Source organism: Streptomyces sp. NBC_00654 (assembly GCF_026341775.1).
Classification (GTDB): Bacteria; Actinomycetota; Actinomycetes; order Streptomycetales; family Streptomycetaceae; genus Streptomyces.
The window spans coordinates 3,145,981-3,164,960 of the sequence record NZ_JAPEOB010000001.1 but is presented as its reverse complement, the minus strand read 5'-3'; the positions used below and the strand labels follow the sequence as shown (position 1 = coordinate 3,164,960).

General features: G+C 73.8%; 15 protein-coding genes. 5 read left to right on the top strand and 10 right to left on the bottom strand.

Translation table 11 applies throughout. The features are described from left to right. Positions 1-3 precede the first annotated feature (3 nt). From OHA98_RS13550 to OHA98_RS13520, 7 genes are all read right to left on the bottom strand, one after another. Complete coding sequence (locus OHA98_RS13550; protein ID WP_266925560.1) at positions 4-750, bottom strand: YoaK family protein; 747 nt, start codon at positions 748-750, stop codon at positions 4-6. Between the two features lie 108 nt (positions 751-858). Further along, positions 859-3,195 carry a protein translocase subunit SecD gene (gene secD / locus OHA98_RS13545; RefSeq protein ID WP_266925558.1) on the bottom strand — a complete coding sequence of 779 codons (2,337 nt, stop codon included), beginning with the start codon at positions 3,193-3,195 and terminating at the stop codon, positions 859-861. 36 nt (positions 3,196-3,231) lie between these two features. Further along, complete coding sequence (locus OHA98_RS13540) at positions 3,232-3,885, bottom strand: hypothetical protein (RefSeq protein WP_266925556.1); 654 nt, start codon at positions 3,883-3,885, stop codon at positions 3,232-3,234. Then, entirely contained in the window at positions 3,882-4,742 is an 861-nt protein-coding gene (locus tag OHA98_RS13535; protein WP_266925554.1) for a rod shape-determining protein, read from the bottom strand. Before OHA98_RS13535 ends, OHA98_RS13540 begins: the two co-directional genes overlap by 4 nt. Before the next feature lie 137 nt (positions 4,743-4,879). Continuing rightward, the gene (ligA, locus tag OHA98_RS13530; protein ID WP_266925552.1) at positions 4,880-7,003 is read right to left on the bottom strand and encodes an NAD-dependent DNA ligase LigA; all 2,124 of its coding nucleotides are present in this window, start codon (positions 7,001-7,003) and stop codon (positions 4,880-4,882) included. Between the two features lie 36 nt (positions 7,004-7,039). After that, positions 7,040-9,202: a phage holin family protein gene (locus OHA98_RS13525; protein WP_266927909.1), complete on the bottom strand. Its 2,163-nt coding sequence runs from the start codon at positions 9,200-9,202 to the stop codon at positions 7,040-7,042. A gap of 157 nt (positions 9,203-9,359) precedes the next feature. Beyond that, positions 9,360-9,764, bottom strand: a complete 405-nt coding sequence (locus OHA98_RS13520; RefSeq protein WP_266925550.1) for a hypothetical protein — start codon at positions 9,762-9,764, stop codon at positions 9,360-9,362. A 192-nt stretch (positions 9,765-9,956) separates the two neighbouring features. On the opposite strand from OHA98_RS13520, the gene OHA98_RS13515 reads away from it, so the two are divergent. Beyond that, a complete protein-coding gene (locus tag OHA98_RS13515; protein WP_266925548.1) occupies positions 9,957-10,733 on the top strand; it encodes an MBL fold metallo-hydrolase in 777 nt (258 codons plus the stop codon). After that, positions 10,730-11,359, top strand: a complete 630-nt coding sequence (locus OHA98_RS13510; protein WP_266925546.1) for a DedA family protein — start codon at positions 10,730-10,732, stop codon at positions 11,357-11,359. The genes OHA98_RS13515 and OHA98_RS13510 overlap by 4 nt, the downstream gene beginning before the upstream one ends. Positions 11,360-11,393: 34 nt before the next feature. On the opposite strand, the gene OHA98_RS13505 is transcribed toward OHA98_RS13510, so the two are convergent. Then, a complete protein-coding gene (locus OHA98_RS13505) occupies positions 11,394-12,599 on the bottom strand; it encodes an aminotransferase class I/II-fold pyridoxal phosphate-dependent enzyme (RefSeq protein ID WP_266927908.1) in 1,206 nt (401 codons plus the stop codon). 293 nt (positions 12,600-12,892) lie between these two features. Beyond that, positions 12,893-13,741, bottom strand: coding sequence for an SMP-30/gluconolactonase/LRE family protein (locus OHA98_RS13500; RefSeq protein WP_266925544.1), 849 nt, complete (start codon positions 13,739-13,741; stop codon positions 12,893-12,895). 178 nt (positions 13,742-13,919) lie between these two features. On the opposite strand from OHA98_RS13500, the gene OHA98_RS13495 reads away from it, so the two are divergent. The 3 genes from OHA98_RS13495 to OHA98_RS13485 all read left to right on the top strand — a co-directional run bounded on the left by OHA98_RS13495 (position 13,920) and on the right by OHA98_RS13485 (position 16,883). Beyond that, positions 13,920-15,491, top strand: coding sequence for a bifunctional phosphatase PAP2/diacylglycerol kinase family protein (locus tag OHA98_RS13495; protein WP_266925542.1), 1,572 nt, complete (start codon positions 13,920-13,922; stop codon positions 15,489-15,491). A 131-nt stretch (positions 15,492-15,622) separates the two neighbouring features. Then, complete coding sequence (locus tag OHA98_RS13490) at positions 15,623-16,432, top strand: class I SAM-dependent methyltransferase (protein WP_266925540.1); 810 nt, start codon at positions 15,623-15,625, stop codon at positions 16,430-16,432. 97 nt (positions 16,433-16,529) lie between these two features. Further along, positions 16,530-16,883 carry a VOC family protein gene (locus OHA98_RS13485; protein WP_266925538.1) on the top strand — a complete coding sequence of 118 codons (354 nt, stop codon included), beginning with the start codon at positions 16,530-16,532 and terminating at the stop codon, positions 16,881-16,883. 24 nt (positions 16,884-16,907) lie between these two features. Here OHA98_RS13485 and OHA98_RS13480 read toward each other — a convergent pair whose 3' ends face one another. Beyond that, the gene (locus tag OHA98_RS13480; protein ID WP_266925536.1) at positions 16,908-18,881 is read right to left on the bottom strand and encodes a DUF5107 domain-containing protein; all 1,974 of its coding nucleotides are present in this window, start codon (positions 18,879-18,881) and stop codon (positions 16,908-16,910) included. Positions 18,882-18,980: the final 99 nt, after the last annotated feature.

Sequence of the window (18,980 nt, the reverse complement as noted above, 5' to 3'; positions counted from 1 at the left end):
CTCTCACTTCCCGGACGGCTCGGTCCAGGGCGCTCCGCTGCGGGCCAGGAGAGACGCGGCCGCGCTCGCGGCGGCCAGGACAGCCACCGCCAGCAGGAGCGGCAGCGCCGGCCGGCCGTTCAGGACGGCCACGCCTCCGGCAAGCGCCCCGAGCAGCATCGCGGCGGCCGACATGACCCGCCGCCCGGCACGGCTCCCGCCGCCCCCGGCCAGGCGGCTGTCCGAGGCGACGCCCGTGAGGGTGAGTGTCAGCACGGTGGTGGTGAGGTCGGGTACGGCGAGGGCGCGGGAGGCCGCGTTCTGCACACCGAGCCCGAGGCCGAGCAGCACGATGAGCGTGAACCTGACCCCTCCGGAGTACGGCGTGCCGGAGATCAGGGTGACGACCAGCGCGGCCGTCACGAACAGGGTCTCGGTGAGCAGCGTGTACTGGAGCATCCGGCCCCGGTGGGTGCGGGCGCCGGTGCGGTGGACGGTCAGGCCGCCGGCCAGTGCCCCGGAGGCGAAGGCGGCCAGCGCCACCAGGGAGGCGGCCAGGGAGAAGCCGGGGGCTCCGGCGAGGGCGAAGCCGGAGAAGACCACGTTGCCGGTCATGTTGGCGACGAAGACCCGGCCCAGCAGGAGATAGCTGACCGCGTCGACGAGCCCGGTGACGAAGGTCAGGGCGAGCATCAGGGGCGGCAGGGGGCCGTGCCGGCCGTTCGGATCCGGCACGACGGTGGACCACGCCTCGCGCAGGACGTCAGCCATGGGCACGCTCCGATCACTGGGTGTGGTCCGGATTGTGCCGTGTTGCACCTACGGTTCACGGCCACTGACGCGCGCCGCCCCCGCGTTGCGGCGGGGGCGGCGCGGGGGTCAGACCCTGGCTCCGTTGTCCAGCGGGTCGCGGCGCTTGGCCGGCGCGGTCCGACGGCCGCCCTTGGACCGGACCGGCGGCGGCGCCTTGCTGCTCCTCTCCAGCAGGATCGCGCCCGGCACGGCGGTGAGCACCGAGGAGTACGTCCCCACGCAGACGCCGATGAGGAGGGCGAGCGCGAAGTCGGCGAGCGAGTCGCCGCCCAGTACGGCGAGCGCGGCCAGGATGAACAGGGCGCCCATACCGGTGTTCACGGTTCGGGGAACGGTCTGCAGGACCGCCCGTTCTGCGACGGTGGCCAGCGGTGCGCGCGGACTTCTGGCCCACAGCTCCCGCACCCGGTCGAAGACCACCACCGAGTCGTTGACCGAGTAGCCGATGACGGTGAGCAGGGCGGCCAGGAAGATGCCGTCGACCGGACGCCCCAGCCAGGCGAAGGCACCGACCAGCACGATCACATCGTGGACGAGCGCGCCGACCGAGGCCACGGCGAACGTCCAGCGGAACCGGACCGCCAGATAGGCGAGTTGGACGAACACGGCGACGGCGAGGGCGATCAGGGCGTTGCGCCGCAGCTCGTCGCCGAGGCTGGGCCCGATCAGTTCGTCGCGCACCTTGGTGGTCTCGCCGCCCTCGGCGGCCAGGGCGGTGCGCAGCGCGTGTTCCCCGTCGTTGTCGAGCTTCCCGGTGCGTACGGAGAGGTCGCCCGCGCCCGCGGTGGTGACCTCGGCGTCGCCGAAGCCCGCGGCGGCCAGTGTGTCTCGGGCCGTGTCCACGTCGACGGGACGGCTGGTGGAGTACTCGATGAGCCGGCCGCCGGTGAACTCGACGCCGAGGTTGACGCCGCGCACCGTGATGCCGAGCACGGCGACGGCGACCAGCGCCGTCGAGAACAGCAGCCAGCGGCGGGGCGAGCGGAACAGCCGCGGATCACGGCGGGTCAGCCAGGTCCGTACCCGGCCGGGGCGGGCGATGCCGTTGACTCCCCGGTAGGCGCTGACGAACCGGGAACCCGCCGCGACCTCGGTGAGCGCGCGGGCGATGACGAGCGCGGAGAACATCGAGGCGAGCACCCCGATGGCCAGGGTGACGCCGAAACCCTTGACCGGGCCCGAGCCGAGGAAGAAGAGGAGCCCCGCGGCGATCAGCGTGGTCACATTGGAATCGGCGACCGCGCTCCAGGCGTTGCGGAATCCGGCGGTGAGCGCGGACCGCAGGGAACGGTTCGGCCGTAGCACGCACTCCTCCCGGGCGCGTTCGAAGACCAGGACGTTCGCGTCGACGGCCATCCCGATGGCGAGGACGAACCCGGCGAGTCCGGGGAGGGTGAGGGTGACGCCGAGCGCGACCAGGGCGGCGTACGAGATCACCCCGTAGGCGGCGAGGGCCACGGCGGCGAGGGCTCCGAAGAGCCGGTAGACGCAGGTGATGAACAGCGCGGTGGCGGCGGCTCCGATCAGCGCCGCCTTGGCGCTCGCCTCGATGGCCGCGGCGCCGAGGGTCGGGCCGACGGTCCGCTGTTCGACGATCTCGACGGGTACGGGCAGAGCGCCGCCCTTGATGAGCAGGGCCAGGTCACGGGCCTCGTCGGCGCTGAAGGAGCCCGTGATCTGTGTGTTCCCGGACGGGAGCCCGACGTTGCAGCCGACCGACGGGTCGACCTGCGGCGAGGAGATCACCTTCTGGTCCAGGACGATGGCGACCCGGCGCCGCTCGTCCTGGGCGGGGTGGCAGGCGGCCTCGCCCGTCAGCCGCGTCCAGTCCCGGCCCGCGTCCTTCTCGAAGTCGAGCGACACGGTCCATCCGGCGCCGCCCTGGGCGTCGAAGGCGGCGGTGGCGTCCTTGACCCCCGCGCCGGAGAGCCGCTCGGGGCCCAGCGCCAGGGAACGGCCCTGCTCGTCGGAGAGTGTCAGGGGTTCTCCGTCGGGGGTGTCCTTCCCGTCCGGGGTTTCCGTGTCCGGGGCTTCCGCGGCCGGTGCGGCGCCCGGTCCCTGTACGGCGTGGAAGGTCAGCTGGGCGGTCTTGCCGATCACCTCGGCGGCCTGACGCGGGTCCTGTACGTCGGGGAGTTCGACGATGATCCGGTCCTCGCCGGAACGGGTCAGGGTCGGTTCGGAGACGCCGAGGGAGTCGATGCGCTGCCGCAGCACTTCCAGGGTGCGGTCGGTGCTCTCCCGGTCCGCTTTGGTGGTGCCGGAGTCCTTGGCCTGGAGCACCATGCGGGTGCCGCCCTGGAGATCGAGGCCGAGTCTGGGTGACATGGTCAGCGTGATGAACACGGAGACGAGCAGTACGGCGGCAGCCAGTACCGCTCGCACCGCGGTGGCGCGAGACATGGGTAATCCTCCGGTGGGGCGTCCTGCGCCCTCACCTCAGCGAGGACGGGACGGCAGGTCTGTGGGACAGGACCGGTGACCGGTCGTCGGACCGGCCGCCGTCCCGGGAGGACCCCGTACGCCGGGGAGCGTGGCCGGACTTCCGTCGGGTAGCCGGAAGGCGGCGTGGCTGAAGCACACCGTGCGGGTGCCCGGAGCGGGCAGGACCGGCGCGTGCGGTGGCAGAACGCTGTGGCAGGGCGGAGGCGAATGGCTGGGCGCCTGGGCCCGGAGGACGCCCGCCCGGGGATGCGGGGCGGCTGTGGCCGCTGCCCGGGGGCGGTCGTCGGCGGTGAGCGCCGCGGTGCGGGTGCGGCGGCTGTCCGGGCCGGTGGCCACCGCCGTACGGACGTCGTGTCCGTGCGCCGCGGCCGGCCGGGCCCGGCGAAGGTCGTGGATCTGCCGGATATGCGCGGTGCGGTCGGTGTGCTGGGCGGGGGCGGACGCGCCGGGTGCGTGGGCGGCGACGTGCGCCGGCCCGGAGAAGGCACGGGCGGGGAGCGCCGCTCCGGCGGCCGCGGGCACGCCGCCGATCAGGGTGAGGACGGCGAGGAGCAGCAGGGCCAGGGTGTGCCGCGCGCGGCGTGCGGTTGCGTCCTGCCGTCCCTGCGGGGGTGCGCTGCCCCGGGGCGGCCCCGGGAGGGGGGTCACCTCGGGGGACCGGGCAGGGCGGCCGGCGTGGCGGCGTGCCGGAGGACCGAGCTGAGGATCAGTCCGGCGCCCCGTACGACCGTGGTCGACGGGTCGTCGGCGAGACGGAGCCGTACCCCGAGACGGAGGGCGAGCCGGTCGGTGATGTCAGGGCGCAGCGCGCCGCCGCCGGCCAGCACCGGTCCCTTGCGCAGGGCGCCGAGGACGGTGCCGTGCCGGTCCTGCCGCCACATGGACATGATCATGTCCAGCACGGTGCGGACGAGCGCCGCCGGCAGGGTCGCCGGATCCAGGTCGCTGAGTCCGGTCTCGGCCTGCCGGGCGTCGGCGACCATGCCGTTCACCAGCAGCGTCACCTCGGTCAGTTCGGCGCCCATGTCGACGACGAGCAGCGGCCCGCTGTCCTGCGGTCCGGCGTACGCGGCGGCGGCGCGGGCGCTGTTCAGCACGAGGACTCTCGTCGGGCCGAGCGCGGCGAGCAGCCGGTGTGCCTCGGTGCGGTGTCCGGCTCCGGCGAGGACCGGATGGCTCAGGACGATCACGCTGTCGCTGCGGTCCGGGCCGAGGGCCGCGTCGGCGATCCGGCCGAGCAGCCGGCCGCAGGACTCGGGGTCGACGATGCGGCCGCGCCGGACGGGCCGCCCGGAGGCGTCGTCCGGGACCGGGTCCGGCACGAGGCCGTGTCCGGGAACCCAGACGCGGGTCCGGGAGCTGCCGAGGTCGACCGCGAGGCCCCGCCGGGCGAGCGGCCGGTCGCCGGGTGCCGGGCACCCGGGGTGCTCCCGGTGGGCCCGGATCGCCGGGCCTTCCCGGTGGACGGGCCGGACGAAGCGCTGTCCGTCGCGCAGAGAACGCATCGCTCCTCACCCCCGGCCTGCCACCACAGCCGTCCGCATACCTATGTGACCCGCTGATAGCGAGGCATGACCGAGCCCTCACTATGCAATACCGCGGCAAGGAAAGCCACTTCCTTGCCCAATCAAAGGTTCCCTGATCAGGCCTCCTGCTCCAGGAACGCGGCGATCAGTTCCGCGAACTCCTCCGGTGCCGCGATCCGGACGCCCAGGTCCTTCGCCTTGCTCCGCTTCGATCCGGCCTTCTCCCCGGCGACCAGCAGGCTCGTGCGCTTGGAGACGCTGGAGGAGGACTTGCCGCCGGCCCGCTCGATGAGCTCGTTCATCTGGTTGCGGGACAGCTTCTCCAGGGTGCCGGTCATGGCACCGGTGACCACCACTGTCATCCCGTCCAGGGGCAGGCCCGAGGGCCCGTCACCGGGCGGGGTCCCCGGCTCCGCGTCCGCTCCAGCGTCCTGCTCCGCCCCGGGCTCCGGCGGCGGCGTGGCGCCGGGCTCCGTCATGTTGACCCCCGCCCTGACCAGCTTGTCGATCAGCGGGGCCAGCTCGGCCAGCTCCGCGACCACACCGGTGGCCTTCTCCTTGCCGATGCCGTCGACCAGCTGAAGCGTCTCGGTGTCGGCGGCGACGATCCGGTCCATGGTCGCGAAGTGGCGGGCGATCCGGCGGGACATGGAGCGCCCCGTGCCCCGTACTCCCAGGGCGCAGAAGACGCGGGACAGCGGGCGGCTCCGGGCGGTCTCGATGGCGGCCAGCAGATTGTCGGTGGACGTCTCGCCCATCCGCTCCAGGGTCAGCAGTTGCTCCCGCTCCAGCATGAACAGGTCCGCGAAGTCGCTGACGAGGCCCGCGTCGACGAGTTGGACGACCCGGGTGGCGCCCAGCCCCTCGATGTCGAGCTGGTCGCGGCCCGCGGCGTACGACACGGAGGCGACCAGCCGGCAGTCACGTCCCCGGGTGCAGCGCCAGCGCTGCTCGCTCGTGTCGATCCCGGAACCGCACTGCGGGCAGCTCTCGGGGAATTCGATCTTCTGCTCGTCGCCGGTCCGCAGATGCGCGACGGGCGCCTCGATGCGCGGAATGATGTCGCCCGCCTTGTAGACCATCACCTGGTCCCCGAGGCGCAGGTCGCGGCGGGTGATGTCGGCGGGGTTGTGCAGGGTCGCGTAGCTGACGGTCGACCCGTCGATCTCGACCGGTTCCAGCACTGCGCGCGGCGCGATGATGCCGGTGCGGCCCACGTTCCACTCGACGGCCAGCAGACGGGTGACCTTCTCCACGGCGGGGAGCTTGTACGCGATGGCCCAGCGCGGAGCCCTGGTCCCGGAACCGGCCTCGCGCTGGTCGGCGGCGAGGTCCGCCTTGATCACGATGCCGTCGATCCCGAACGGCAACGAGGCCCGCAGGGCGCCGATCCCGGCCACTCGCGACTGCACCTCCTCGACGGTGGTGACCGTGCGCGGCGCCACGTCCGTGTCCGCCGCCGTGTGCACGCCGAGCCCGGCGACGTACGACAGGACCTCGCTGTGCGGCAGTTCGGCCAGGGTCTCGGTCAGCTCCCCGGAATCGGGCAGCGCGAGCGCACCGTAGGCGAAGAAGGTCATCTCGACCCGGTAGGGCCGGTCCTTGGCGCGCAGGGTGCCCGCCGCCCCGTTGCGCGGATTGGCGAAGGGGGCACCGCCGTGTTCCGTACGCGTGGCGTTGGCCTGTTCGAACTGCTCGTCCGTCATGAGGATCTCGCCGCGCACCTCTATGGTGACCGCTTCGCCGAGCCGCTCGGGGAGGCCGAGGATCGTACCCACGGCGTGCGACACGTCCTCGCCCGCGGTGCCGTCGCCCCGGGTGATCAGCCGGTCGAGCCTGCCCTGCTGGTAACGGGCGGCGACGGCGAGGCCGTCGAGCTTGGGCTCCACGCTCCAGGCGGCCACCGGTCTGCCGATCCGCCGCTCCAGGGAGGCGGTCCAGGTGGCGAACTGCTCGGCGGAGAAGACGTTGTCCAGCGACAGCATGGGGACCGTGTGCGGTACGTCCCCGACGGCCGCGCCACCCGCGACCTTGCCCGTCGGCGAGGCCGCCAGCGCCTCCTCCGGGTGCGCATCCTCATATGCGGCGATCCCGCGTGCCAGCCGGTCGTACGCGTCGTCGTCGAGCGGGCTCTCACCCGTGGCGTAATACGCGGCGGCGGCCTGCGACGCCTGTTCGACGGCGGCGGCGTAGGCGGTGGCATCGGCGAGCACAACAGCTGAGTTCGTCATGACCACCATCCTGCCGCCCACCACTGACAACGCCCCGCGGACAGCTCAGCCCGGACTGCCCGGCACCGCCTCATCGGTGTCCGGTACGGGGGTGTCCGGTACGGGGCCGGCGGGGAACGGCTCGTCCGCCCGCTCCGCTCCGGCGAACCCCTCCGGGCTCACCGGCACCTGCGGCCCCGAGAGTTCGCTCAGCCAGCGGGCCAGCACCCGGTGCACGGTCTCGGCTCCGGCCAACTCGGTCCCGGACGCCCGGCTGCCACCCTCCGCGCCCTCCGCGGCGACGATGTCGAACGGGTCCGTCAGGGCGCGCGGCCACAGCAGGAAGGGGCGCGACTGCTCGCCCCCGAGCCCGCCGTGCGAACCGATCTGCTCCTCGAAGGCGTGCACGAAGCCGGTGTCGGGGTCATACATCGAGTTGACCATGACGTCCGCGACGTTCCGGAAGGTGTCGGTGCGCCGCACCGCGTCCGCCGCACCCGGGCCGAACCCGGCCAGCGGGCCCGTGCCGTCCTTCAGTTCCCGCACCGGGACCACGGCCCCGCCCCGGCCCAGCACCACCGAGCCGTGTTCCTCACTCCGGACGAGGAGGAATCCGATCCCCGGGTGGTTGGCGAGCGTGCTGAGCAGCGCGGGGTGGCGGCGGTCGAGCTGTTCGCGCGAGGCGCGGCCGAGGATGTCCGGGAAGGAGAGCAGGCCGAGGTTTCCGGAGGCGAGCACGATCGGGTCGGAGAGCTTGGCCGGGTGTTCGGCCTCCTTCTCCTTCACGGGGCGGTGCAGCGCGATCCGGACCGCGTCGCGCGCCTCCGAGGCGCTGCGGGTGCGCTGCGCCCGGCGCGGTACGGGCAGCCCGCAGCCCGCCCGTACCAGGTCCTTGAGGGTCAGCCCGTACATTCCGGCGAAGGTCTCCCCCGGGCTCTGGCCGTGGTCGGACAGCAGCACGATCCGGTAGGTGCGCGGGGTGTGCTCGGCGACCTTGGTGATCAGGGCGAGGGAGCGGTCGAGCCGTGCGAGGACCTTGTCCGCGTCGCGGCTGTGCGGCCCGGAGTGATGGGCGACCTCGTCGTAGGCCACGAGGTCGGCGTAGACGGCGGTGCGTCCGGCGAACATGTCACCGATGACGGCGGAGACCACCACATCGCGTTCGACGACGGTGGCGAAGGCCCGGATGAAGGGGTAGAGCCCGCCCCGCTTGATCCGGGGCGCCTCCTTGCGCACCCGGGCCAGGGTCGACTGGCCGATCTCTCGGCCGACCTCGGCGACGAAGGACAGTGCCGTACGGACGGCGTTGGCCGGATCGGAGAAGTACGCGAAGTATCCGGCGCGCGACCGGCGGCCCTTGCCCCGTCGGGCGGCCATCGACAGGACGAGCGCGAGCTGGTCGGCGCCGCCGCTGAAAAGGTTGCCGCGGCTCGCGCCGTCGACGGTGAGCAGCCCGCCGTCATGGGTGTGCGCTATGGCCCGGCGCTGCATGTCGAGGGCGCTCGCCGGTCTGCTGGAGACCATGACGGTCCCCGTCTCCTTCTCGTACCAGCGGAAGGCGGGCACGTCGTGGTTGCTGCCGTGCAGGATGGCGAGCTGGCTGGCACCGGTCTGGCTGGACCAGTCGGTGCGCCACGGGGTCAGCCGGTGACCGGATCCGTCCGCGAGACGGCCCGCCACGGTCGGCATCAGCCCGTCGGCCGCCGCCCTGGTCAGGACGTCATGGCCGACCCCGTCGAGCTGGAGGAAGACGATGCCGGGGGGTCCGCCGCGCCCGCCGTCCGCGGTGCCGGCCGTGCCGCTGCGGCGGCGGCGCCGGTCGGCGAGCCGGGAGAGCCTGCGCCGGTAGGCGTTGTCGTCCCGCACCGCGAGGGCGGTGGAGGTCGCGGAAGCGACGGCGGACATGACGGCGGCGACGGCCACCGCCGTCTCCGGGTCGGCCGCCCCGCGCCCGTCCGGGATGAGCCGCAGGGCGATCAGCAGCAGGGAGCCGTTGAGGAAGAAGACCAGCATGCCCAGGACCAGGGCGGGCACGATGAGCAGGGCCCGGACGAGAACGGGCCAGACCAGTGCGGAGAGCAGACCGAAGGCGCCCGCGCCCCACGCCGCGGTGAACGCGGTCTTGGTGATGCTGTCGCCGTCGTCGGACTGGAGCTGGAAGTCGGGCAGGATCCCGGCGAGCACCAGCATCGTCAGGGTGGACACCGCCCACACCGCGACCACCCGCATCAGGGCGCTGCCAGCCGTACGCCATCGCCCGTCACCCACGCCGTTCCACCTCACGTCCGGGTCCGTCCGTCGTGGACCCGGACCCAGCCTTTCACAGCGGGTCCCCCGGACGGCGGAGCCTGAGTGCGGAGCAGGGCCGCGGCCGCTCCCGGGGTGATCAGCAGCCGTCGTAACCGGCGGTGGGCATGGAGAGCCTGCGGTGGACGCCTGCCTTCGACCGTGCCGTGTAGTCCGGTTCGTCCAGACCGGCGAGCTCCAGGCGCACGCCCCGGCGCTCGCACTCCGCGGCGAAATCGGACACCGAGGTGATCGCCCGTGCGAGCACCCGGTCGTTGGGCGCCACGAACAGCTCGACCTGACCGTCCTCGACATCGCTCCACAGGGCGCGGTGGTCGAAGCGGAGCCCGTACAGGCGCAGCTGCCGGGTGACGGCGTAGCCGTGCCCCGCGGCCCAGCGCGCGCACATGGCGTGCTGACTGCGGGTGTCGACGAGGAACGGGTCGCCGTCGAGCTCCTCGAGCGGTGTGAGGCTGGCGATGGCCGCCACCCGTACATCCCCCATGAACGGCCCCCCGTAGGTGAGATCCCGGGCCCGACCCTACCCGGTCGGTAGCCCTCCGTAACCGGTCGTACCGCCGCGGAATCGGGCGACAAGGCGCACTCCGGCGTGCCACCGGCGCGCGGCGCTTACGCTCGTACCCGGAGCGCGGTTCACCGCGGCTCCCGGGCGACGAGCGAGGAGGCGGGACTGCCGGTGGAGGTCACCTGGTGGGGTCATGCCACCTGCACGGTCGAGGACTCCGGGGTACGGGTGCTGACCGATCCGCTGTTCGTACGGCGTCTGGCACATCTGCGCCGGCGCCGGGGCGAGCTTCCGCCGCCCCGGGCGACGGTGGCCGATGTGGTCCTGATCTCCCATCTGCACTCCGACCATCTGCATCTGCCCTCGCTCGCGCGGCTCGCTCCCGGCAGTCGGCTGATCGTGCCCAGCGGAGCGGTGGCCACCGTGCCCGGTCTGCGGATGCTGCGCCGGATGCGCGAGTTCCGGATCACCGAGGTGGCGCCGGGGGATGTCGTCCGGGTCGGCGAGGTACGCGTACGGGCGGTTCCCGCGCTGCACGACGGGCGGCGGCTGCCTGTCGGTCCGCGCCGGGTGCCCGCGCTCGGCTATGTGGTGGAGGGTGAGGTACGGACCTACTTCGCCGGGGACACCGGACTGTTCGACGCCATGGCCGAAGCGGTGGGGCCGGTGGACGTGGCGCTGCTGCCGGTGGGCGGCTGGGGCCCGAACCTCGGCCACAGCCATCTGGATCCGGCCCGTGCCGCCGAGGCGCTGACCCGGCTGGAGCCGAGTGCCGCGGTGCCGGTCCACTACGGCACGTACTGGCCGATCGGGCTGGACGGAGTCCGTCCGCACGAGTTCCACTCGCCGGGCGACGAGTTCGTCCGGAAGGCGGCGCTGGCGGCCCCGAAGGTCGCGGTGCACCTGCTGGGGCACGGCGAACGGGTACGGCCGGAGGCCGGCCCGTGATCCATGAGATCCAGGGGGTCGTGCGCGAGCTGCCGACCGAGTCGACGCAGCAGGTGGTCGGCTATCCGTCGTTGTTCCTGCTGGTGGCCCTGGGGTCGCTGGTTCCGGTGGTGCCGACCGGGGCTCTGGTGAGTTCGGCCGCGGTGGTGGCCTTCCACCAGACGGCGCCGTTCGCGCTGCTCGTGGTGTTCGTCGTGGCGTCGGCCGCGGCGTTCCTGGGGGACATCTGCCTGTACTGGCTGGGGCAGCGCGGGGTGCGTTCCAGGAACGGTTCGAAGTGGCTGGAGACGATCAGCCGCCGGGCCGCTCCGGAGCGGCTGGCGCAGGCGCGGCGGAAGCTCGACGAGCACGGTGTGGTGGTGCTGGTGCTGTCCCGGCTGGTGCCGGCCGGCCGGATACCGGTGATGCTGGCCTGCCTGCTCGGCCGGATGCCGCTGCGGCGGTTCGCCCGGGGCGACGTACCGGCGTGTCTGGCGTGGGCGGCGACGTACCAGCTGATCGGCATTCTGGGCGGTTCGCTCTTTCCGGAACCGTGGCAGGGCGTGGTCGCGGCGGTGGGGCTGACGCTGCTGATCAGCGGCGCCCCGGCGGTGTGGCGCAGGCTGCGGACGAAGAGCGGTCACTGAGACCGGCCGCCGGAACGGTTCCCGTCGGCGGCGCTCATCTCAGTTCGTCGAAGGCCGCCGCGAAAGCACTCAGCGCCTTCGCCACGTGCGGCAGTTTCAGGGGCTCCACCGCGGTGAGGGACTCCCGTTCCTCCTGCGGCGTCGCTCCGAGCAGCGGCCCGGTGCCCAGACGTACCCGCAGGGCGCCCAGCTCGTCCCCGAAGCGGTGTCCGCCGGGAGCCGGGGCTCCGAGGCGGCCCGTCAGGTACTCCTCCAGCTCCATCGAGTCCGTGACGCCCCGGGAGGCCAGCCGGGAGCGGAGCGGGCCTAGGTCGGCGTAGAGATGGCGGCCCGCCTGCGGGGGTCTGGCCAGTGCCCCGGAGGCCAGCACGGCGCGGTGCGCGGCGGCGGCGACCTGGGCCTGGAGCTCCGCGGTCTGCCGGATTCTGGCCGTGACCGACTCCGGCTCCCCCAGGGCGTGGGCCGCCGCGTGCGCGACGGGTCCCGCGACCAGTGCGCCCAGCGCGGTGAGGATGTCGAGGGTACGGGCATGGCGTACGGCGGCCCGCTCGGTGTCCGGGAAGCGGGCGACCGCGACGGGCCAGGCGGCCGGGGTCAGCGCACCGGCCAGGTCGCTGAGCACCGTGACCTCGCCGGGGAACATCTCGGCGGGGCTCAGCAGGACCGTGTCATGGGGCCGGTGCAGGGTGTCGCGCCAGGTCTCGTCGCTGATGATGTGCAGCCCCTCGGCGACGGCGGCCTCGCACGCCTCGTTGACCAGTTCGGGCGGTGCGACGGTGGCGGTCGGGTCGTCGGCCACGGAGAGCAGCAGCAGCCGGGGCCTGCCGCCCTCGGCCCGCACCCGGCGCACGGTCTCCAGCAGGGCGTACGGGTCGGGGATGCCGCCGCACTCGGCCGGGGTCGGCACATGGTAGGCGGGACGGCCGAGCAGCCGCGCCTGCGGCATCCAGGTGGCGGGGCAGGGTCGTGGCATCAGGACGTCGCCGCCGTGTGCGGCGATCAGCGCGAAGAGCAGGGGCTGCGCGCCGGGGGCGGCCGCGACGTGCCGGGGGCCGCCGCGCAGCCCGCGCCGCGACCAGTAGGCACAGGCCGCCTCGCGCAGTGCCCTTCCGCCGCCGGGAGGTTCGGGCCGGGCGCCGTCCGCCGCGGCGGCCAGGACCTCGGCCAGCTCGGGCAGTACTGGCAGGCCCGGGTCGGGGGCGGGCGGACCGAACCGGACGGGGCCGTGGTCCTCCCGCACATGATGCGCCACAGGCCCCTCGCGCCCGGCACTTCCGGTGCTTCCGGAACTCCCGTCGCGCCCGGTGCTCCCGGTCCCGTGCATCCCGGTCCTCCTCCGTCGTCCGCCTCCGCGGCCCCGCCCGCTCCTGCCCCCGTCCGTACGCGTGCCTGTGTCACGCCCGCTTCGTACCGTCGTGCCTTCGCACTCCGTGCCTGCCGTACCCGCGCTGCCCTCAGGGCCCTTTATACGGAGGTTCGGGGCGCGGCGCCCGTCCAGGTGTGCGAACAGGCCGAAGCCGGCCGGTCCCCCGGTCAGCCCGCGAACGGTGTGCCGGGCAGACCGAGTCCCGCGTCCGGCAGGACCAGCAGCGAGCCGGCGAGCGGGGGCGGGGCGTCGGAACCGGTCCGGGCGGAGGTGATGTACAGGTCACGCAGGTCCCGGCCGCCGAACGCACAGGACGTCGGGCGCGGCACGGGCAGGGCGACCGTGCGCTCCAGCCTGCCGTCGGGGGTGTAGCGGCGCAGGGCCCAGCCGTTCCACAGAGCGACCCAGACACAGCCCTCGGCGTCGACCGTCAGCCCGTCGGGGGCGCCCGCGCCGGGCTCGATCGTCGCGAACGGGCGGCGGTCGCGCACGTGCTCCCCGTCCACGTCCAGGACGTCGATCCGGAGGGTGGGCGTGTCGATGTAGTACATGAGCCGGCCGTCCGGGCTCCACCCGGTGCCGTTGCTGCACGCCACCGCGCCCAGCGTGTCCGTCACCGTGCCGTCGGGCGCGACGCGGCAGAGGCCGCCGCCGGTCTCGGCCGCGTCGTCCCGCATGGTGCCCGCCCACAGGGAGCCGTCCGGCGCCACGGCGGCGTCGTTGCCGCGCCGTCCCGGGACCGGGTCGTGGAACAGCCAGGAGAAGGTGCCGTCCGCGTCGTAGCGCCCGATGCCCTCGCGCAGATTGACGACCAGGCCGCCACCGGCGCGCGGCTTGGCCGCTCCGACGTGCTGCCCGGTGGCCATGACGGTGCGCCGGCCGGTCTCCGGTTCGTAGGTGTGGACGCGGCAGGAGAGGATGTCGACCCAGATCAGCCGCCCGGTCGCCGGGTCCCAGGTGGGTCCCTCACCGAGCTGCGCCTGTTCGCGCACGGCCACTTCCGGTCGGATGTTCATGACTGCTCCAGGTGATGTCCGGGCCGCTCCGCGCCCACCCTTGTACACGCGTTCGACGCCCGGTCATCGTACGGATTCGCTTCCGCGGCCCGGCTCCGCGGGGCGGCCACCGCCGGTGTGACCTTCGCCGCGGCGAGCCGGCCGGTTCATCACGGCCCGGCCGGGTATTCGCTGACCCATGCCCTCACCACGCGCCATGCCCTCCGTCCCCTCGTCCTTTCCCTTCCCCGCTTCCCTCCCCGGCCGGTCCTCCGGCCGGTCCTCCCTCCCCGCGTCGGTGGCGGTCCGGCTGCGCGGTCTGCTGCACAGCGGTGACCTCGCCCTCTTCCGGAACGTCGCCGCCCGGAGCTGGCCGGCCGGCGACACGGTGCTGCCCCGGCTGAGCCGCGGCGCCGATCACGGGCTGCTGTGGTTCGGCGCGGCGGCCGGGATGGCGGCGCTGGGCGGCAGCGCCCGCGCGCGCCGGGCCGCGTTGCGCGGCGTCGCCTCGCTGGCCGTCGCCTCGGCGGTGATCAACACCGTCGGCAAGCGGGCGGTGCGCAGGGAACGGCCGGTACTGGACCTGGTCCCGCTGGTGCGGCAGCTCAAGAGGCAGCCGTTCACCACGTCCTTCCCCTCCGGCCACGCGGCGTCCGCGGCGGCCTTCGCCACGGGGGTCGCCCTGGAGTCGAAGGGCTGGGGTGCTGTCGTCGCCCCCCTCGCCGCGGCTGTGGCCGCCTCCCGGGTCTACACGGGCGTGCACTATCCGGGCGATGTGCTGGCCGGCGCGGCGCTCGGCGTGGGGGCCGCCTTCGCCCTGCGCGGAGTCGTACCGACCCGGGGACAGCTGCCCCCGCCGGGGAGGCCTCCGGCCACGGCTCCGGCGCTGGCGTCCGGCAGGGATCTCGTCGTCGTGGTCAACGAGGAGTCCGGCACGGCCACCGCGACCGCGTCACTGGTGCGCGACGCGCTGCCGCTCGCCGAGGTCGTGGAGTGCGCGCCCGGCGAGCTGTCCGAGGCGCTGGACAGGGCGGCGGGCCGGGGCAGGGCCCTGGGCATCTGCGGAGGTGACGGCACGGTGAACCTGGCGGCGGCCGTCGCGGCGACGCACGGCATCCCGCTCGCCGTCTTTCCCGGCGGAACGCTCAACCACTTCGCCTACGACCTGGGCATCGAGACGGTCGACGACACGGCGGCCGCGCTCGCCTCGGGCGCTGCCGTCCGGGTGGACCTGGGACGGTTCCGGCCCGGTCCCGAGGGGCCCGACGGGGCGGACGGCTACTTCCTCAACGCGTTCAGCCTGGGGGTCTATCCGGAGCTGGTACGGACCCGGGAGCGCTGGGCACCGCGGATCGGAGGCTGGCCCGCCGGGGTGCTCGCCGCCTTCGAAGTGCTGCGCGGGCAAAGCCCTCTGGAGGCAGAACTCCAGGGCAGGCGGCGGCCGTTGTGGCTGCTGTTCGTGGGCAACGGGCTCTTCCAGCGGGTGGGACCCGCTCCCGGGCGCCGGCACAACCTGGCGGACGGCCTGCTGGACATCAGGGTGGTCCACGGCGGCCGGACACCCGGCCTGCGACTGCTCGCGACGGCGGTGGCCGGACCGCTGACCCGTTCCCCGATGCACGCGGCGGTACGGCGGCAGCGGGTGCGGATCGCCGGACTGGCACCCGGAACCCCGTACGCGTACGACGGCGAAGTGGCGCACTCCGAAAAGGAGTTGATGATCGACAAGCTGCCGGAAGCACTCACCGTCTACTGCCCGATGACCGTGTGACACAGCTGCTGCCGACCACATGGCGAGACGCCTATCTCAATATTCGACATCGCGGCGTACCGTGGCCGTACCGCTCGCGGGAGAGAACGCCGGAAGAGCCGGAAGAGATTGTCGAGAGAGGACGCACGGCCATGCCGAAGGAGACCGCCGTCTACACCCACGGCCACCACGAGTCGGTGCTGCGCTCGCACCGTTGGCGGACCGCCGCCAATTCGGCGGCGTACCTCATCGGCGAACTCCGCCCCGGTATGGCGGTGCTGGACGTGGGCTGCGGCCCCGGGACCATCACCGCCGATCTGGCGGCGCTGGTCGCACCCGGCCCGGTGACCGCCGTCGACAGCTCGCCCGGCGTCCTCGCGCAGGCCGCCGGGGCGGCCGCCGAACGCGGCCTGGACAACGTCACGTTCGCCACCGCCGATGTCCACGCACTGGACTACCCGGACGACTCCTTCGATGTCGTCCACGCCCATCAGGTGCTCCAGCACGTGGGCGATCCGGTCCAGGCCCTGCGCGAGATGCGGCGGGTCTGCCGGCCCGGCGGCCTCGTCGCCGCACGCGACAGCGACTACGCGGCGATGACCTGGTATCCGGAGGTGCCCGGTCTGACCGAGTGGCTGGAGGTGTACCGCCGTACGGCGCGCGCCAACGGGGGCGAGCCCGACGCGGGCCGCCGGCTGGTCTCCTGGGCCCGGCGGGCGGGCTTCACCGACCTCACCCCGACCGCGGCGGCCTGGTGCTTCGCCACACCGGAGTCCCGCGCCTGGTGGAGCACCATGTGGGCGGACCGCACCACCGGTTCGCCGTACGCGAAGCGGGCGGTGGAGGGCGGCCACGCGAGCCCGGAACAGCTGACGGAGATCGCCGGGGCCTGGCACGCCTGGGGTGCCGAGGACGACGGCTGGTTCATGGTCCCGCACGGCGAACTGCTGTGCCGCGCCTGACGCCTGCGCCTGCCGGCCGGACCGCGAACCGGAAAGCCACGGTCCGGCCGCACCGAACCGATCACACGCCCCGGGGCCGCCAACTACCCTCGTACGCATGGAAATCATCGGAACCACTCTGCGCATCTGCGTCGACGACCTGGAGGCCTCGGTGGCCTTCTACGAGAGCCTGACGAGCACTCCGGCGCTGCGCTTCGAGCGCGGCGGGGTCTCGGTCGCCGCGATCGGCTGCTTCCTGCTGATGAGCGGACCGGAGTCGGAGCTGGAGATCCTCCGCAAGGTGACCGCGACCATCGCGGTCAAGGACGTCGACGAGGCACACGCGGCCCTGACCCGCGTCGGCGCGCACATCGTCGCGGGCCCGGTCCCGACCCCGGCGGGCCGCAATCTCATCGCGCTGCACCCGGACGGTTCGGTCTTCGAGTACGTCGACCGCAACGTACCCGTCTGACCCGGCCGTCCGGGTTCCGTACGCTCAGTCCTTGGGGCGCATCCGGTAGTTGTACGCGTCCGGCAGCGGCTCCTCGCTGACCGCGGCCCACAGGTCGCCCAGGATCTCGGCTCCCTCGCGCAGGTCGGCGACCTCGAACCCGGCGTCGAAGAGCGCCCGCGCCGCCCCGGTCTCCCCCTGGGCGACCAGGATGCGGGCGTCGAGGAGCCGGAACCTGCCGCGCGCACGGACGGCGGGGTCCAGGGCCGCCCACACCGTGCGGGCCGCCGCCGGCCGCCCGGCGGCGAGCTGCGCCTCGATCGCCTCACGGGCCAGCGCCGGGGCCGCGACGGCCCAGGATTCGGACTCGTCGTCACGGCGTTCCGCGCACAGGTCCTCGAACGCCTCGGTGTAGAGGCCGGCGGCACGGTCGGCCTGACCGCTGTCCTGGGCGGCGACGGCGAGGCAGCGCAGCAGCGGCCAGCGGTACGTGGCGAGGGCGAGGCCGCGCTCCCAGCTCCGGACGGCCTGGGCGCGGTCGTCGGCGTGCCACTGGGCGATTCCGAGGTGGTATTCGGTGAGCGCGTCCGCGGGGGCGGTCTCCAGCATGTCGCGCCAGTGCGGGGAGACCAGCGAGGGTCCGGGCGGGCCCGTCCGGCGCGGCCGGGGCAGGACGCCCTGGTGCAGCAGCTCCAGCCAGGGGCCCTGCTCCTCACCGAGGGTGGACTCCGCGAAGGGGGTGCCGGGCAGATCGAGGCCGGCCCGCCGCACCTCCAGGGCGCCCCAGCCGGAGCCGGTGGCGAGCGCCTCCGCCGGCTCGGTGTCGGCGAACGGCAGCCAGGCCGCGTACGCCGCGTCGACATCGGTACGCGGCAGGGCGTCCGCGAGCCGCCGCTCCGTCTCGGCGCGGGCCGCGCCCCAGTCGTCGCCGTGCACGACGGCGGGGTCCGCGGACAGCGGTCCGTACGACTCCAGCCAGCTGAACTCGGCGCCGGGTTCGAGGGGGACGTGCTCCAGCTGGGTGCGGGCCAGACCGGCCTGGATCTCGGCGTAGCCGCCGGTGCCGGGTTCGGTCAGCCACTGCTGCCAGCGGCGTCCGCCCGCGCCGCTGCCCCAGAGGAAGAGCTTGCGGCCGCGCAGCAGATCGGTGGAGGTCTGCACCAGTCCGTGGCCGTCCTCGTCCAGGGCGGCGATCCAGCGGCGGGCGCCGTCGGGCACCTCGTAGAAGTAGTCGGCCGGATACTCGCTGCGCAGCGGGTAGGTGCGGTCGGTGCCGCCGGTCTCCGGGACGGGAACCCGGGTCAGGGTCCGCTCGTACCCGAAGTGCCAGGCCTCGTCGGCCGGGGCCAGGATCCGGGTGCCCTCGCTCTCGGGCACCGCGATGTTGGACCACCAGTAGACGGGCGCGGGGTGCTCGTGCGGGTTGCGTATCCGTACGCCGACATGGAGGAAGTCGGAGTCGTCGGGAAGCCACAGGTCCACCTGGAAGGGCAGGTCCCGCAGCCGCTCCCACTCCCAGAGCCGGACCATCCGGCCGCCGTCCGGGGCCGGGACCACGGCCGCGTGGACGGGGGCGCAGGAGAGGGTGGTGTGGCCGGTGGCACCGATGTTCCATTCGACGCCGCCGGAGAACCAGGCACCGTTGAGCGCGAAATCGGCGGGCTGGAGCACGGGGTTGCGGTAGACCAGCTCGCGGCCCGTCGGCTTGTGGTGCAGGGAGTGCAGCCGGCCGCCGAGGCCGGGCAGCACGGTGGCGCGCAGCCGGTCGTTCTCGATGACGATCGCGTCGAGGCCGGTGGGGGTGCGCTCACGCCCGTACCCGTCGAGGACGCGCACCGGCAGGACCGTACGCAGCGGCTCATGGCCGAGCTGGCGCGCCATGTCCCTGGGCAGTCCGGCCCGCTCGCGCTCGTCCACGGCATGCAGTTCGTCGAGCGTCCGCAGGGCGGGCAGCGGATTCTCCGGTCCCCGTGACGCCGCGGGCAGAGTCAGTACGGCACGTCGTACGGTCGTGGCCAAGACAACCTCGCTCCCTCGCGCGGGCCGCCACAGGTCCGGGCGCCCCCGATGACCATGGAACACGCTGGATGCCGCCCCGGCCAGGGGCGGAGCCGTCAG